The following is a 16,355-nucleotide window of genomic DNA, read 5'->3' on the forward strand; positions in this document are numbered from 1 at the left end:
TTCGCCGTACCCGGGTCCGTGCCGTCGTACCGACCGCCCGACGGCACGGACCGGATCAGGCCTCGGCCAGGTCGGCGCGCACCCTACGGGCCGCCTCGACCATGTTGCGCAGCGCCCGTTCGGCCTCGGCGTAGCCGCGCGTCTTCAACCCGCAGTCCGGGTTGACCCACAGGTTCGCGGGCTCCACGTGCGACACCGCCAGCCGCAACGACGCCTCGATCTCCTCCACCGAGGGCACCCTCGGGGAGTGGATGTCGTACACGCCGGGGCCGATTCCGCGCTTGTAGCCCCGCCGTCCCAGGGCCTCCACCAGCTCCATGCGCGAACGGGCCGCCTCGACGCTGGTGACGTCGGCGTCCAGCGCCTCGATCCCGCCCACGATCCGGTTGAACTCCGAGTAGCACATGTGGGTGTGGATCGTCGTGCTCGGAGCGACCCCGGAGGTGGCCAGTCGGAAGGAGGCCACCGCCCAGTCCAGATACTCCTCACGTCGCTCCTCACGCAACGGGAGCAGCTCCCGCAGGGCCGCCTCGTCCACCTGGATGTGGCGGATCCCCGCCCTCTCCAGATCGGCGACCTCGTCCCGCAGGGCCAGACCCACCTGACGGGCGGTCTCCGCGAGCGGCTGGTCGGTACGGACGAACGACCAGGCCAGCATGGTGACCGGGCCGGTCAGCATGCCCTTCACCGGCTTCTCGGTGAGCGACTGGGCGTAGGTGATCCATTCGACCGTCATCGGCTCGGGACGCGAGACGTCTCCGAACAGGATCGGGGGTCGGACGCAGCGCGTCCCGTAGGACTGCACCCAACCGTTCTCGGTGGTCGCGTAGCCCTCCAGCCGCTCGGCGAAGTACTGGACCATGTCGTTGCGCTCGGGCTCGCCGTGGACGAGGACGTCCAGGCCGATGTCCTCCTGGAGCGCGATGACACGGTCGATCTCCGCGCGGAGGATGCGGTGGTACTCCTCCGTCGACAGTTCGCCTCGACGGTGGGCGGCACGGGACCGGCGCAGCTCCGAGGTCTGCGGGAAGGAACCGATGGTGGTCGTGGCCAACGTGACCCGGTCGGGCCCTCCCCTGTCCTCGGGGCGCTCGTAGGCGTCCGGGCCCAGCGCGTCGAGGCGGGCCCGGACCCGGGCGTCGGTGAAGGCCGGGTTGCGCGGTGCGGAGGCCCCCGCGTCGACGGCCTCGCCCTCGGAGAGGATCCGACCGAGCAGGGCCACCTCTTCGGCCTTCTGCACGGCGAAGGCCAGGGCCTCACGCAGCTCCGGGGCCAGGGAGGTCTCCGCGTCCAGGTCGATGGGCACGTGCAGCAGCGAGCACGAGGTGCTCACCGAGAGCTCGTCCGTCAGGGCCAGAAGGGTGCCCAACCGGCCGATCGCCGAGGACAGGTCGGTACGCCAGACGTTACGACCGTCCACGACACCCGCGACCAGCCGCGTGGAGCCCAGACCGGAGACGGCCGCCAGATCCTCGAACCCCTCCCCGTCGGTGACCAGGTCGAGGCCGACCGCCTCCACCCGGGACTCCTTGAGCACCCGCAACGCCGCCGGACCGATCGAACCGAAGTAGGTGGACACCAGGAGGGAGGGACGTTCCTCCGCCTCCCCCAGCCGCCTGTAGGAACGCTCCAGGTACCCGACGGCGGCACGGCCCTCGTCCGTGGCCAGGATCGGCTCGTCGAGCTGGACCTCGGTGGCGCCCGCCGCCGCGAGATCGGCCAACAGCCGGACGTAGGCGTCCAGGAGCTGGTCGAGCAGCTCGATGGGCTCCCATCCCTCGGGGGCGTCGTCGGCGACCTTGGCCGAGAGCAGGAAGGTCAACGGCCCGAGCAGTACGGGACGGGTCCGAAAGCCCGCGTCCAGGGCCTCACGGAACTCCGCGACGGGTTTGTCGTCGACCAGGCGTGGCCGGGTGCTCGGCGAGAGCTCGGGGACCAGGTAGTGGTAGTTGGTGTCGAACCACTTGGTCATCTCCAGCGGCGGCGCCCCCTGGACGCCCCGGGCCAGGGCGAAGTAGCGACGGAGCCGCTCGTCCCGCTCCTCCGCCCGGGCCGGAGAGGGGAGACGGGAGGGCACGAGGTCGAACATGACCGCCGTGTCCAGTACGTGGTCGTAGTAGGAGAACGTGTTGGACGGGATGTCGTCCACACCCGCCTCGCGCAACCGGGCGTAGACGTCCCGGCGGAGGCCCGCGGCGACGTCGTCGAGCTCCCGGGCGGTCGTGGCGCCCTTCCAGTAGGACTCGGTGGCGCGTTTGAGTTCACGGCGGGGACCGATACGCGGGTAGCCGTGCACCGTGGAGCGCACGGACGGTCCGGAGGCCGTCGGAGTGGTGGACATGAAAGCTTCTCTCCCTCGTCGAAAGCCGGGCACCGATCCCGGAGAGGGGAGAGAACGCGAGGAGCACGGATGAGCCGAAGGACACACCCGTCTCGCGACCTCGGCCCTCCCTCGGGGCACGGGACCACCGGCGACACGGACGCGTCACCGGGCGGAGGCAGGTCTTCGGACTCGTGGGCACCTTCGACGAGACGTCGATCCGCCTACCGGCCGTCGCTTCCCGGGTCCGACCCGTCGGGTCGAAGCACCAGTGCCTTTGACGACTTTCGTTCCCACTCACCGCTGCGGGGCAGTCCCGGACTCACACCGGGTTCCCTCTTTCGACACACTCCGACGTCCGCGGAACGGACTCCGATTACTCGGTGGAGTGTGTACCTTCCACAGCTGGGAGTATAGGGAGATCCCCCTCCGCCCCTGTACCCGGCGTACCCCCTTCCTCCGAGCACGAGGGCGAACCCCTGCCCTGTGCACGGCATCACACCCGTTATCAGCGTTGCGTGGAAGAGGCATGCCCCCGCTCTCCCGCGGACGTTCGTCTGACGATGAACGTGGAGAACCCCCAGGTGAAGCAGCAAGACCGTCCGACCATGACCCCCGATCATCCCGTCCTCACGGTCGCGATCGCGTTGGTGGTGCTCGTGGGACTGCTGTCCATGGCGACCCGACCACCGGGCCCGAACGGCATGAGCCCGAGCACCGACGACGCCACGACGGTGTCGGCGGAGGAGGAGGACCTTCCCCCCGCCGAGGAGGTGGACGGGCTGACCGACGTCCGCGCGGACGCGCTCCCCGGCCTCGAGGAGACCTCCATCTCCTATGAGGGCGGCGGTGAGGTCACCGTCGCCTATCCGGTCATCCCCAACGCCGACCCGCTGTCCGACTTCCTGGACCGCACGCTCACCGAACGCGCCTCCGCGTTCGAGGCGGCCGAGCCCGGGGCCCGTTCGATGACCGGCGAGTGGCGACTGACGGCGGCACGCGACGGGATCGTGGGCGTACGCGTCACCACGACCGAGACCGACTCCGAGGAGACCCGCGAGGATCACAGCATCTACTGGTACGAGACCGGTGACGGTGTGGTCCGCGGCTCCAGCTCCCTCCTGGCCGGCCAGGCCGAACTGGAGGAGTTCAACGAGCTGGTACGCGAGGCCGTCTCCGACACCGCCGCGGTGACCTCCTCCCTGTACCCGATCGACGCCCTCTACGACTCGGTCGGTTTCTCCTCCGAAGGCGACCTGGTCGTGGAGTTCGACGACGGACAGATCGCCCCCGTCTCGGAGGGGCGTCTGCACGCCGTGATCGACCGTGACGAGGCCGAGGGGCTGCTGTCGGAGTTCGGTCTGCGTGCACGCGACGCCGCCACCACCGGCGTGGACGAGTTCACCGTGGAGACCGCTCCGGAGGCCGACAAGGACGGCTCCGTGGAGGCGGCGCCCGGGGTGATGTCCCCGCGCGACGACTCCGTCGACTGTTCCGACCCCGAGGTGCGCTGTGTCGCTCTGACCTACGACGACGGCCCCGGCGGGCGCACTCCCGAGCTGTTGGACATGCTCGCCGCCCACGACGCCAAGGCGACGTTCTTCGTCACAGGCCTCCCCGTCAGGGAGCACCCCTGGACGGTGCGTCGTGCCTACGCCGAGGGTCACGAGATCGCCAACCACACCCTGGACCACCCCGATCTGGCCACGATCGGCGCCGGCGCCGTGCGGTCCAACCTGGAGACCACCCAGGCCCTGGTCCAGCGCGAGACCGGCCACACGATGAACCTGATGCGGCCGCCCTACGGCTCCCGCAACGGCACGGTCGACCAGGTCACCGAGGAGCTCGGTCTGGCGCAGATCCTGTGGGGCGTGGACACCAACGACTGGAAGGACCGGAAGGCCGGCGTGGTCTCCGAGAGGGCCCTGGACGGGGCCTCCGACGGGGCCATCATCCTGATGCACGACATCCACGACACCACGATCGACGCGTCCCGCAAGATCATCCGTGAGCTGGACGAACGCGGCTACACCATGGTCACCGTGTCCCAGCTCCTGGGTACCACCGAACCGGGACAGGTCTACGTGGACGGGACGGATCTGTAGAACCCCGGCTTCGGTCGGTGGGGAGGTTTCCCCCGCCGACCGGGGCGGGGAGGACTGACCTCGGTAGAGCGGAAGGACCACCGACGAGGATCGGTGTCCACATGTGGACAGTGCCCCGGGCGCCGGGGCGCTGTCCCCTATGTTGCTCCCAGCGAGCGCGGGAGAGCATCCGCCGAAGGGACGAGGGAGTCGGGTCGTGTCATCGAACTCAGTCGTACCGGATCAGGCCCCGCCCCGGCCTCACGAGGGTCGGACGATCCGGGTCCGCGCCGGGACGGCCCTGGTGGCTCTGTCCCTGGCCCTGACGGCCTGCGGGGAACAGGCCGTCGGACTGTCCGGGAACGAGCGGATGGCGGTGCTCCAGGACGGTTCCGGTGAGGGGATCTCCGAATGGACCGCCTCCGCCGAGGACTACGACGACCATCCCCACATCCCCGATCCGGACGTGGCCGTCGACGTGACCCTCCCCGTCTTCCCGACCGCGGACGCGTTCACCGAGGCGCTCAAGGAACGCGTCGACGAAGAGGTCGCCGACTTTCGCGCGGGGACCCGGGACCCGGTGAGCCTGGGCGTCGACTGGGAGCTGGTGGCCGCGGGCGAAGGCGTTCTCGGGGTGCGGCTGGTGCGCTCCGAAGAGGACATGCACGGCATGCGCGAGGGCTACTCCACCCACTGGTACGACGCCACCACGGGCCGCTCCGCCCAGTCCACCGAGCTCTTGGCCGGACAGGAGGCCCTCGACGAGCTCGACGCGATCGTCGGAGACGAGTTGGCCGACGACGAGGAGGTCGACGGCGACACCCTGTACCCGGTGCTGCGGACCTACGACTCGATCGGCTTCAACGAGAACGGCGACCTGGTCGTGGAGTTCGACGATGGACACCTCTCCCCCGTGATCGAGGGCCACGTGCCCTCCACCGAGTTCGGACGCAAGGTCGTGATCGTCGACCACGAGACCGCCGCACCTCTCCTGTCCGACCTGGGAGAGCGGGCCCGGCAGGCCTCCATGACCGAGAACGCCGACCTGGAACCGGCCGAGTTCGAGGAGGACGACGACGAGGAGGAGGCCCCTCCGCCCGTCCCCGGGGTCTTCGACGCCCGGCTCCCCGACGTGGACTGTGAGGACGTCGAGGTCCGCTGTATCGCGCTCACCTTCGACGACGGGCCGGTGGCCGCCACCTCGGACCTGCTGGACCTGCTCGCGGCCGAGAAGGTCACCGCCTCGTTCTTCCTCAACGGGAGCCCCGTCCTGACCCGCCCCGGTCCACTGCGCAGGGCCTACTCCGAGGGTCACGAGATCGCCAGCCACGGCGACCTGCACGAGCACATGAACCGTATGGACGCCGAGGAGCTGCCCTCCCAGGTCGCCTCGGTGAGCGCGATGGTCCGCCGCCAGACCGGACACACGGTGGAGCTGTTCCGACCGCCGTTCGGGGCCACCGACGACGACGTGCACCGGGAGATCTCCGATCAGGGCATGGTCGAGACCCTGTGGACGGTGGACAGCGAGGACTGGGAGGGGCTGACGAGCGACGAGATCGTGGACCGGGTCGTCGACCTGGTCGAACCCGGCGGCGTCGTCCTGATGCACGACCCCCAGGAGGCCACGTTGGACGCGGTCCCCGAGATCATCCGGCTGCTGCGGGACGAGGGCTACGAGTTCGTCCCCGCGAGCCAGGCGATGGGCTTCCCCGAACCCCCGCACGTCTTCCCCGAGGACTGGGACGGCAGCTGGTAGCGGGGGCGGACCATGGCGAAGGGCCGGTGGGAGTTCTCCCACCGGCCCTTCGTCGTACACGTGTCAGCCCGCGGTCGCGGTGTCGCCGACCACCTTCAGGGCCGGCGCGGGGGCGTCGACGCCGATGGCCTCCTCGATCGACCGGTAGCCGGCGGAACGCACCAGCCGGGCCAGGCCCCGGTGGACCCGGCGCGGCCACAGCGGTCCGCCGTAGATCAGCCCCGTGTAGCCCTGCACCAGGGTGGCGCCCGCACGGATCCGGGCCCAGGCGTCCTCGGGGGTCTCGATGCCGCCGACCGCGATCAGGGTGACCCGGTCGCCGACCTTGGCGCGCAGACGGCGCAGGACCTCCAGCGAACGCCGCTTGAGCGGGGCTCCGGACAGACCGCCGCCACCGGCCGCCTCCACCTGCTCGGCCGAGCTCTCCAGGCCCTCACGGGAGATGGTGGTGTTGGTGGCGATGATCCCGTCCAGCCCCTCGGCCAGCGCGAAGTCGGCGACGGCGTCGACGTCCTCGTCGGCCAGATCGGGCGCGATCTTCACCAGGAGGGGAAGGTCGGAGCGGCCGGCCTCGGCCAGCGACTCGCGCACCGCGCCGACCAGCGGACGCAGACGCTCCACGCCCTGGAGGTTGCGCAGACCCGGGGTGTTGGGCGAGCTGACGTTGATGACCATGTAGTCGGCGTAGGGGGCCAGCCGCAGCGCGCTGAGCGCGTAGTCGGCGGGCGCCTCCTCCTCCGGGGTCACCTTGGTCTTGCCGATGTTCACCCCGACCACGGGCCCCTCACGGTCGCGGTCGTGGTGCAGCCGCTCGGCGACCAGCGCCGAACCCTCGTTGTTGAAGCCCATCCGGTTGACGATCGCGCGATCCGCGACCAGCCGGGCCAGACGCGGCCTGGGGTTGCCGGGCTGGGGGTGGGCGGTGACGGTTCCCACCTCCACGAAGCCGAAGCCGAGCGCGGCCAGGCCCCGAGGGCTCTCCGCGTTCTTGTCGAACCCGGCGGCCAGGCCGAGCGGGCCGGGGAACTCGCGCCCCAGCGCGTGCACGGTCAGTTCCGGCTCACGCGGGCCCAGGACCCGGGTCATGGCCTCGGAGACCCCCGGTACTGCGGTCACGCCGCGCAACGCGGCGAAGCTCAGTTTGTGCACCTTCTCCGCGTCCATGTGACGCAGCACCGAGCTGAAGAGGATCTGGTAGAACACGGTCATCCGTTTCCGTCACCCTCGCGTTCCGCGAGGAAGCGTTCGAGTTCCGCGCCGAGCTCGTCGGCGGTGGGCAGGCCCTCCTCGTCCGTGCCGAACGACCTCGAGTCCCCCTCGCTCTCGGCACGGGAGGAGACGATGTCGTCGTACTGACGCTCCAGGTTGGCGACCACCCGCTGGATCTCCTCCGAGGCGGCCACCTGCTCGGCGATCTCCACGTCGGCGGCCCGGGCCGTCTCCTCCATGTCGTCGGTGGGGATCGCCAGCCCGGTGGCGGCCGTCAGATAGCCGATCGCGGCGATGGCCGCGCGCGGGTACTGCGACTGCGCCAGGTAGCTGGGCACGTGGACGGCGTAGCCGATGAAGTCGTGGTCCAGCTCGCCCAGACGGTACTCCAGCAGCGAGACCGCCCCGGCCGGCACCTCCACCCTGCCGATCCAGGGGGTGTGCCCCGCGACCAGTTCGGGACGGGTCGAGTGCGGGGTGACCGTGACCGGGCGCGTGTGCGGGACCGCCATCGGGATGCCGTTGACGCTCAGGGACAGCGAGACCGCGAAGCGTTCGACCAGCCGATGGACGGCGGCCACGAACAGCTCCCACTCGTGATCCGGCTCGGGCCCGTGCAGGACGAGGAAGGGCGTGCCCTCGTCGTCGTGCATCCGGTAGAGCCCGATCTCGGGGGCCTTGTACTCGGTCCAGGTGTTCTCGACGAAGGTCATCGTCGGCCGGTGGTCGCGGTAGTCCACGAGTCGGTCGGTGTCGAAGGTCGCGACCTTCTCGGCGGTGAACCGTTCGAAGAGCCACTCGGAGGTCTGGCGGCCCGCTTGTCCGGCGTCGACGAAACCGTCCAGACAGACCAGCATCACCGGGCCGACGATGTCGTCGAAGCCTGGATGGAGTTCGTACAGATCTGCGGGGTCACGCACCGGATTCTCGTCTCCATAGGGTCGGGATCACAGGACGACTCGCCTACGAAGGCCCACCCGAACGGTCCCTTGTGACGCACTTCGGGGTCGCCACGCCCTGCTTTTCCACCATACCGACCCGTTCCGGGTCCCCACCGGCGTCGACCCCCCGGTCGTGATCACGACCACAGCGCCCGTCGTGGTCCGGCCGTCACACCGGGTACGGACCCGACGGATCGGATCGGCGGCGTCTCGAACGCTTCGGCCGTGTGATCGGACCTCCGCCCGTTCCACGCCCGGGTGAGGTGCTCGACCGGGATGCCCCGTCCGAGCACCTCACCCGAGCTTCGGTGTGGGCGACCGATCACGCATGGCGCGATGGCCGAGAGGGCGGTCGGCCGTCCCCCTCGAAGGCACCCCGGTGGTCAGCGCTGTTCGGCGACCCTCAGGGTCCGCAATCGGTTGAGGACCGCGGCGACCTCGTGCCGGCGCGGCAGAACGTAGTCCCCGTCGAAGTCGTCGCCGAGCAGAGAGACCCCGCGTTCGGCCAGGGCCCGGTCCAGCGAGTCCAGAGCCTCGGCGAGCGTACGGGAACCGTTCAGGTGGCCGCCCTGGACCAGGGCGCGCAGGGCCAGCCCGGCCCCGGTGATCTGCCCGGCGTCGACGAACTGCTCCACCGAGCGGACATCGACGTCGCTCTCCCCGAAGGTCAGCACGTCCATGTCGCGACGCTTGAGTCTGCTCCGCCCCTTGGCCCCTCGATCGTCCACCGATCTCGGGTCCACCACACGGGCCCGGGGCCGGGTGAACACGGAGTCGGTGCGTTCGCGGGCGAGCGCGCGGGCGCGTTCGGTGACGTCGTGCGGGTGGTAGGCGTCCAGCATCACCACGTGGTCGGCGACGTCGAAGTAGTCGCCGCTGCCGCCCATCACCAGCACCGTGGAGACACCGTGCTCCCTGTAGAGGGGGCGCACCAGGTCGATGAAGGGCACCAGGGGTTCCCGGTCGCCGTGGACCAGCTCCTGCATCCGCTCGTCACGGATCATCAGGTTGGTGGCCGTGGAGTCCTCGTCCACCAGGAGGGTGTGCGATCCGGCCTCCACCGCCTCGCAGATGTTGGCGGCCTGGGAGGTGGAGCCGGAGGCGTTCTCGGTGCGGAAGTCCCTGGTGTCGGAGCCGGTGGGCAGGTTGCGCACGAACGGACCGACGTCCACCCGTTCCACCCGGCGGCCCTCCTCGGCGCGGATCTTGACCGCGTCGGCGCGGGTGACCACGAGTTCGCGACCGTCGCCCGGAACGTGGTCGTAGACGCCGCGTTCCAGGGCGTGCAGCAGGGTGGACTTGCCGTGGAAACCGCCGCCGACGATGAGGGTGATGCCCTCGGGCACCCCCATGCCGGTCACCGTGCCCCGGTGCGGCAGGTCGACGCTCACCCGCAGGGAGTCGGGCGAGGCGAAGGGCACCATGCCCTCGCCGGTCAGGGGTTCGTCGCTCACCCCGCTGCGGCGGGGCAGGACGGCCCCGTCGGCGACGAAGGCGACCAGCCCGCGGTCGGGCAGGGCCTCACGCAGGGCGACGGTGTCGACCACGCTGTCGGCGTAGGCCTCGGCGGCCTTCCGGTCGATCTCCTCCCAATCGAGGTCGTCGACCAGCTCGGGGACGGTGCGACAGAGTTCGCGCTCGGCGGCGCGTCCGTCGATCCGCCGCCCGTGTCCGGGCAGATCCAGACCGAACCGCAGGTCGAGGGAGCCGTCCGCGCCCACCCGGCAGGACGAGCGGATCAGGACCTCCTGGCCCCCGGTGTCGATCTTGAGCCTGGACCCCTTGAGCAGGCGACGGGCGAGTCGGCCCAGGAAGTCGGCGGTGGCCCGGCGGCGGACCGGGTCGGCGTAGGCGCTCTCGGGGATCCCGGCGTCGGGGCGCAGGATCCGCAGGCGGGAGGGCGGCGCGAAGGGGTCGGCCTGGACCCGCTGCACGGTGAGGGTGAAGTCGCCGAAGTCCCAGTCGCCCTTGAGGGACTTGTAGCGCCCATAGGAGGCGCCGTCCATCTTCGACAGCTCTTGGGACAGGCGCGCGTCGTCGCGCACCCCGCGAATGGGCTCGGGTTCGGGCCGGCGTCCCCCGCCGCCTCCGCCTCCTCGGCCGCCCCCGCGGTACCCGTGGCCCTGCCGTCCCGTCATCGTTTCCCCCCGGCGTCGTCGGTTCTCACTGCCCCGCCAGGTTAGGTCTTTCACGCCTTCCCCGCTCCGGCCCTGTGGACGACCCGCCGAACGGCCCTACGGCTCCGGGTTCGGCAGGACGTCGTCGAGGATCTCCTCGAACTCGTCGGCGGTGGGTTTGGCCTCTTGGAGGAGGGTGTGCAGCAGGATCCCGTCGATCACGGCGGTGACCACGCGCACACGGACGGGGTCGTCCGTGTAGCGGCGGGCGAACGCCCCCACCGCGGCCAGCCAGTCGTCCGTGGACCGGCGCAGGTGGGGGCGGCGGGCGGCCAGGAGGAAGAGTTCGTACTCGGCGAGCAGGCGTCCCGGTTCCGCCGCGACCCGGCAGAGCAGTTCGGCGAGTTCGCGTCGGCGGTCGCCCTCGGTGGTCAGGCGGCGCATCCGCCCCGCGTCCTCGTCCATCACGCTGGTCAGCGCCGCGGTGAGCAGATCGCCCAGGCCGGTGAAGTAGTAGGTGGTGGCGGAGGTGGGCAGTCCGGCCTCCTTCGAGACCGTGCGATGGCTGACCCCGACCACCCCGTCGCGTTCGATGACGCGCAGGGTCGCCTCGATGAGGGCCTTGCGGCGCAGTTCGCCCTTGGCTCGGCGTCCGTCGGTCTGGGTCAGCGCTCCTCCTCGGTCCGGGAACCGAGGGTAGCGGAGTCGTTCACCTCCTCTCCGCCCTTAGCGGCCCGCTCCGGCAGACGGTTCGCGACCAGGACCACGACCAGGGCTGCCGCTCCCGCCACGATCGCGACGTGAAGGCCGCCGTCGGTCCCGCCGGCCTCCACCGCCTGGCCCGCGGCGAAGGTGCCCAGGGCCGTGCCGACGGTCAGTCCGGTCAGCGCCCAGGTCATGCCCTCGGTGAGCCGTTCGGGGGCGACGATCCCCTCGATGAGGGTCATGACCAGGATCATCATGGGGGCGAAGAACACCCCGGAGACCAGCACCACCAGGGAGAGCGTCACGATACCGTCGGCTGCCAGGAGGAGCGGCGCGGTCAGGGCCGTACCCGCGACCGCGACCGTCAACTGGGTCCGTGGTCGCCAGGGGATCCGGAGTCCTCCGAAGACCAGACCGGAGACGGCCGAGCCGAGGGCGTAGCAGGACAGGACGATCCCGGTGGCGCCGGGGACACCGCGGGCCTCGGCGAAGGCGACCGCGACGACGTCGATCGCCCCGACGATCACCCCTCCCGCGAGAAGGATCGCCACCAACAACAGGAGTGGCGTGTCGAGAAGACGTGAGCCCCGCTCGGCGGCCGTGGGTCCGGTGACACGGACCGGTGGTTCGGTGGAGCGCTGGGCGACGAACAGCCCGACCCCGACCGCGAGGAAGGCGGCGGCCGCGAGCGGGCCCGCCTGGGCGAAGGCCATCGTGCTCAGGGCCACGGACAGCGCGGGGCCGGTGATGAAGGTGAGTTCGTCGGCCACCGACTCGAAGGCGTAGGCGGTGCGCAGTCGAGGTGTCCCCCGGTGGATCTCGGTCCAGCGCGCTCGGGACATGGCGGACATGTTGGGCATGGCGCCGGCGGGGATCGCGAGCACGAAGAGCAGGGCGGTCGGGGCCTCGAGCCATACGCACGCCGACATCGCCAGCAGGGAGGCGACCGAGACGAGCGCGGCCGGAGGCAGGACCCGGCGCTGACCGAAGCGGTCGGCCAGCCGGGAGATCCGAGGCGAGATCAGGGCCATGGACAGGGTGAACGTGGCGGCGACGGCCCCGGCCAGACCATAGCCGCCGTAGGTGGCGGAGAGCATCGTGATGAGGCCGATGTTGGTCATGGCCACCGGCATGCGGCCGATGAGTCCGGCGGCGGTGAAGGCTTTGGCCCCGGGCGCGGAGAAGATCCGCGCGTACGGATTGGGCATGGCTGATCCTCGGGATCGGGTCGGAGAGCGTCGCGGTTCGCGGACGCCGATGCCCCTCGAAAAAACTGGGACACTTGTCCCAGTTTCTATACGCGAACCGACCCGGGGTACAAGGACACGTGTCGCACACCACCCTCGCCCGTTCCACCGAAGAGCCGTTGCCGCCTTCGCTCCGGACGACTACGTTGCGTACAAGCCCGCCCAGACAAGGAGTTCCGCCGTGAGCACGGTCCTGTTCGCCCCGGAGACCTTCGACCTCGCCGAGACCACGCGGACCATCGAGGTCGCCCGGCACCTGAGGGACCGGCACGAATGCGTCTTCGCCGGTTACTCGGAGCGATACGCGGGCCTCATCGAACAGGCGGGCTTCGAGTACTTCCCCCTGTCCCCGGTCCTCACCGACGACCAGGCCGAGCGGCTGCTCCGGTTCGACCAGGGGCGCGCCGTGACCCACCCGTTCACCGCCGAACTCCTGCGGGAGCGGGTTGAGAGCGAGCGCGCCCTCAACACCCTGCTGCGCCCGACCGCGACCGTCATCGGCAGCACCATCAGCCAGTTCGTCTCGGCACGGGCCGACGGGATCCCGCTCGTCTACGTCAAACCGTTCGCCTACTCGTGGCCGCACCTGCGCCAGATCCGGTCGGTGCCGCTGCTCTCCGGACGCGGCACCCTCGCCCGGACCGTCGACGCCGGCGCCGCCCGTCTGCTGCGCGAGGTCGCCCGGTACACCACCCTCAAACCGAGGGGCTTCGTACAGGTGGCCCGGGAGAACGGGGTGAGCGTCCCCCGACGCACCGTCAAGGCCTTGGACGGCGACCTCAACCTGATCGCGTCGATCCGGCTACGGCCCTACCTGCTTCCCCCGCACTACCGGTGGGTCGGCCCGATCTACGCGCGGCTGGGCGGCGAGGTACCCGCCGAGGTGACCGAGGTGGTGGAGAAGGCCGAGCGGCGCGGCCGACCGGTGGTGTACTTCGCCATGGGCAGTTCGGCGAACCGGGAGATCGTGCTCAGGGTGCTGCGGGAGCTGTCCCGTATGCCCGTGACCGTCCTGGCCCCGGTCGCCCACTACCTGAGGCCGGGCGACCGCGCCGCGCTCGGTCCGCACGTGCACGTGTTCGACCTGCTCCCCGCCCATCTGTTGGGCGACCTGATCGACGCCTCCGTCATCCACGGTGGAGAGGGGACCGTGCAGACGGCCGCCGTCTCGGGCAAGCCCTTCGTCGGTATCGGGCTCCAGGCCGAGCAGCGCTGGAACGTCGACGAGTGCGCGCGGTTCGGCGCCGCGGTGGCGCTCGGCCCGCGCCGGGCCCACGGCGAACCGCTGCGGCGCGCCTTCGAAGCGGTCCTGCACGATCCGGCCCTGCGCACCCGTGCCCGCGATCTACGCGCCCACCTGGCCGGAGTGGACGGGGCCCGCAACGCCGCCGACCACGTCCACTCGCTGATCGAGACCTCCCGATGAGCTCCCCGCGGATCGAGCCGGTGCTGGAGGTCGACCACGGGAGGTTCCTGCCGTTGTCGGGGGCCCTCTCCCCCACCGAACTGGAGACCTTCCTGACGACCTGGGCCGAGTACAACGACGCGGAGGATCCGCGTGGACTGCTCGACCAGGAGATGACCCTGTTCCCCGGCGGCCTGCGCGTGATCCGCGCCTCCGGGGCGAGTGTGAACCCCGGCTGCTGCTGTGGCCTGGAGGACTGGCGGGAGTGGTCGAACCTGCTCGACCGCGAACACGTCTGGATGGGGCACGACCCCGGCGTCGTGCAGGAGTTCGTCGGCGACGGGATTCGCTTCTCGCAGGAAGGACGGGAGTTGAAGATCGACCTGCCCCTGCGGGACCTGCCCGGACTGCTCACCCGGGTCCACGAGGACCTGTGGGGCCTGCTCGCCCTGGTCGAGAGGGAGCGCGGCCCCGAGGTCGCCGCCCTCCTCGACCGCGACCTCCACATCACCGACCCGTTTCCCTGACACCACCGGCCGGGCGACCTGTCGATGTCGCCCTTCCCTCGCCCCAGATGTGCGAACGTGAGAACCCGGTGGCCGGAGCCTCCGCCTCCGGTGTTCGGCGAAAGGGATCGGCGGCGCATCATGACCCCACCTTCGGGCGGTGACCGGCAGGCCGGGATGGACGACCTGTCGACCGTGGAGATCGACGACGTCGTGCGGCAGGCCGAACGGCGACTGGGCCGCAGGCTGTCACGCGAAGGCGTCCATTACAGCCGTCACAACGGCACCGCCGGTCTGCGCACCGAAGCCGGAACATGGGTGCGTCTGACCTGGCGGCGTCCCACCCGCCTCGTCGTCCCCTCTTGGACCGGAACGGAGCAGGCCGCCGCTCACGTTCACGGCGTTCCCAAGCCCGACTGGTTCGCCACCGTCACCTGGGCGGACCCCGACCGGGGCGTCGTGTGGAAGGCGGAGGAGACCTCGTCCGCACCGACCGGCGCGGTCTCGGCGACCGCGGAGATCACCGAGGACCCGGAGCTCCCCGAACACTGGTGGTCCGACCTGGACAGAGCGCTGACGACACTGGCCTCGCACGAGACGGACCGTGTGGCCTTGGACCAAGGGCACCTGACACGACGGATCCACGAGGTCTACGGCACCGAGGTGGACACCCGTGTCCAAGACGACTCGTGGGCCTGTGCCCACGGCGATCTCGGGTACGCGAACGTGACCGGCCCCGAACCGATGCTCCTGGACTGGGAGAGCTGGGGCATGGCCCCGATCGGTTGGGACGCCGCCTGTCTGTGGTCGGCCTCGCTCGCCGTTCCCCAGGTGGAGGAGAGGGTTCTCGCGTACTTCGCCGAGCCCCTCGCCACCAGGAGCGGAACGCTGTGCCGGTTGTTGTTGTGCGCGAACATCGCACGGACGGTGGAGCGGACGGGGGTGAAGACGCCTCTCTCCGTGAGGATGGCCCAGACCGCCGGTCGGCTTCTGGACGAACTCGCGCACGTGCCCTGATCCATCTGAGCCGGGTTCCAGCGGCACAGCGCAACGGCCGTGCCGGGAGGGCGTCCCGGCACGGCCGTCGGCTCGTGTGTCGGAGGGGTCAGAGGAGAAGAGTGCTCACGTGGTGGGCGAGTGCTCCCCCGACCACCGCGAGGCCGTAGGCGAGGAGCCTCCATCCTGGGCGCTTGGGTCGGCGATGGCGCCCCAGACGGGTCGGAGGGGAGGACGGTCCGGTCGGCGGAACGTCGTCCGGGGCCGGGCGCGGGGACGGAACGGGCCGCACTTCACGTTGATCGTGTCGCCGAGAAGCGACCTTCATCCAGTGCGGGAGCTCCCCGTGTTCCTGGCGGTAGCGGACACGCGGATCGTCGGCCATCTGCGCGAGCGCGCTCTGTCGGTGGCGGGTGAAGCGCTCGCCCCGGGGCGCGGACAACACCGCCCGGACCCCGGGGTCGAGCCGGTGGGGCGCGATCATCGGGCGACCTCGGGGAGAACGAACTCGGCCCAGGTGACGGTCCCCAACCCCGAGCAGAAGGGGAATTCCAGCACCGATCGAGTCCCCCAACGGGCGGCGAGATGGTCGATGAGCAGCAGACCACGACCGCGCTCGGCCTCGAGCCCTTCCCCAGAGGATCGCGGGAACGGGATCCGGGGCTCCGAGGGCACGGACCGATCGGTGCGAACACCGTCGTCGACGATGGCCACCCGGACACTGGTGGCGGTGGGCCGGTGCAAGAGGCGGATGACACGTCCTTCGTCGTCCTGTCCAGAGCGTGAGTGGTCGCAGGCGTTGGCGAACATCTCACTGACGCAGAGCACGATGTCCTCACCGGTCTCCCGGAGGGGTCCGATCAGGTCGGAGAGGTCGGTGGCCAGGTCCGAGCGGACCCTGGCGATCCGGGACAGGACACCGGGATAGACCCTGGAGAACCGATGGCACCTGTCGAGAGGCTCACCGAGGGCGTGGATCGGGGCACGGTCGTGCGGCACAATGGACATGTCGATCTCACTTTCTGCTTGCGATGCTGGAATCGGGTCGGCCTGCTCTGGGGGTGCG

The 16,355-nt window shown here is 70.5% G+C and carries 13 protein-coding genes and 1 riboswitch; of the genes, 5 read left to right on the top strand and 8 right to left on the bottom strand.

Features of this window, described 5'->3' with window-relative positions; genetic code table 11:
* Positions 1 to 55: 55 nt before the first annotated feature.
* Entirely contained in the window at positions 56 to 2,341 is a 2,286-nt protein-coding gene (gene metE / locus TR33_RS02125; protein WP_042281041.1) for a 5-methyltetrahydropteroyltriglutamate--homocysteine S-methyltransferase, read from the bottom strand.
* Between the two features lie 139 nt (positions 2,342 to 2,480).
* Positions 2,481 to 2,695: riboswitch (cobalamin riboswitch) on the bottom strand.
* Between the two features lie 233 nt (positions 2,696 to 2,928).
* Here metE and TR33_RS02130 point away from each other — a divergent pair.
* Entirely contained in the window at positions 2,929 to 4,425 is a 1,497-nt protein-coding gene (locus TR33_RS02130) for a polysaccharide deacetylase family protein (protein WP_042281286.1), read from the top strand.
* Between the two features lie 283 nt (positions 4,426 to 4,708).
* Positions 4,709 to 6,163, top strand: a complete 1,455-nt coding sequence (locus TR33_RS02135; protein ID WP_042281042.1) for a polysaccharide deacetylase family protein — start codon at positions 4,709 to 4,711, stop codon at positions 6,161 to 6,163.
* Positions 6,164 to 6,226: 63 nt separating this feature from the next.
* Here the strand turns inward: TR33_RS02135 and TR33_RS02140 are convergent, their stop codons facing one another.
* The 5 genes from TR33_RS02140 to TR33_RS02160 form a co-directional block, all read right to left on the bottom strand.
* Positions 6,227 to 7,372, bottom strand: a complete 1,146-nt coding sequence (locus tag TR33_RS02140) for a quinone-dependent dihydroorotate dehydrogenase (protein ID WP_042281044.1) — start codon at positions 7,370 to 7,372, stop codon at positions 6,227 to 6,229.
* Entirely contained in the window at positions 7,369 to 8,292 is a 924-nt protein-coding gene (locus TR33_RS02145; protein WP_014911153.1) for a proteasome assembly chaperone family protein, read from the bottom strand. The genes TR33_RS02140 and TR33_RS02145 overlap by 4 nt, the downstream gene beginning before the upstream one ends.
* Before the next feature lie 404 nt (positions 8,293 to 8,696).
* Positions 8,697 to 10,451, bottom strand: a complete 1,755-nt coding sequence (locus TR33_RS02150; RefSeq protein WP_042281045.1) for an ABC-ATPase domain-containing protein — start codon at positions 10,449 to 10,451, stop codon at positions 8,697 to 8,699.
* 96 nt (positions 10,452 to 10,547) lie between these two features.
* Positions 10,548 to 11,009, bottom strand: coding sequence for a TetR/AcrR family transcriptional regulator (locus TR33_RS02155; RefSeq protein ID WP_042281047.1), 462 nt, complete (start codon positions 11,007 to 11,009; stop codon positions 10,548 to 10,550).
* Between the two features lie 86 nt (positions 11,010 to 11,095).
* Positions 11,096 to 12,343, bottom strand: a complete 1,248-nt coding sequence (locus TR33_RS02160; protein ID WP_042281050.1) for an MFS transporter — start codon at positions 12,341 to 12,343, stop codon at positions 11,096 to 11,098.
* Between the two features lie 220 nt (positions 12,344 to 12,563).
* On the opposite strand from TR33_RS02160, the gene TR33_RS02165 reads away from it, so the two are divergent.
* From TR33_RS02165 to TR33_RS02175, 3 genes are all read left to right on the top strand, one after another.
* Entirely contained in the window at positions 12,564 to 13,808 is a 1,245-nt protein-coding gene (locus TR33_RS02165) for a nucleotide disphospho-sugar-binding domain-containing protein (protein ID WP_042281053.1), read from the top strand.
* A complete protein-coding gene (locus tag TR33_RS02170) occupies positions 13,805 to 14,314 on the top strand; it encodes a hypothetical protein (protein WP_042281056.1) in 510 nt (169 codons plus the stop codon). Before TR33_RS02165 ends, TR33_RS02170 begins: the two co-directional genes overlap by 4 nt.
* Positions 14,315 to 14,434: 120 nt before the next feature.
* Positions 14,435 to 15,310: a protein kinase family protein gene (locus TR33_RS02175; protein WP_234305724.1), complete on the top strand. Its 876-nt coding sequence runs from the start codon at positions 14,435 to 14,437 to the stop codon at positions 15,308 to 15,310.
* 88 nt (positions 15,311 to 15,398) lie between these two features.
* Here TR33_RS02175 and TR33_RS25640 read toward each other — a convergent pair whose 3' ends face one another.
* Together TR33_RS25640 and TR33_RS02185 are read right to left on the bottom strand one after the other, a co-directional pair.
* Entirely contained in the window at positions 15,399 to 15,773 is a 375-nt protein-coding gene (locus tag TR33_RS25640; RefSeq protein ID WP_052358070.1) for a hypothetical protein, read from the bottom strand.
* Positions 15,770 to 16,297, bottom strand: a complete 528-nt coding sequence (locus TR33_RS02185; RefSeq protein WP_042281061.1) for an ATP-binding protein — start codon at positions 16,295 to 16,297, stop codon at positions 15,770 to 15,772. Before TR33_RS02185 ends, TR33_RS25640 begins: the two co-directional genes overlap by 4 nt.
* Positions 16,298 to 16,355: the final 58 nt, after the last annotated feature.

It is taken from the genome of Nocardiopsis alba (genome assembly GCF_000710955.1).
Lineage (GTDB): Bacteria > Actinomycetota > Actinomycetes > Streptosporangiales > Streptosporangiaceae > Nocardiopsis > Nocardiopsis alba.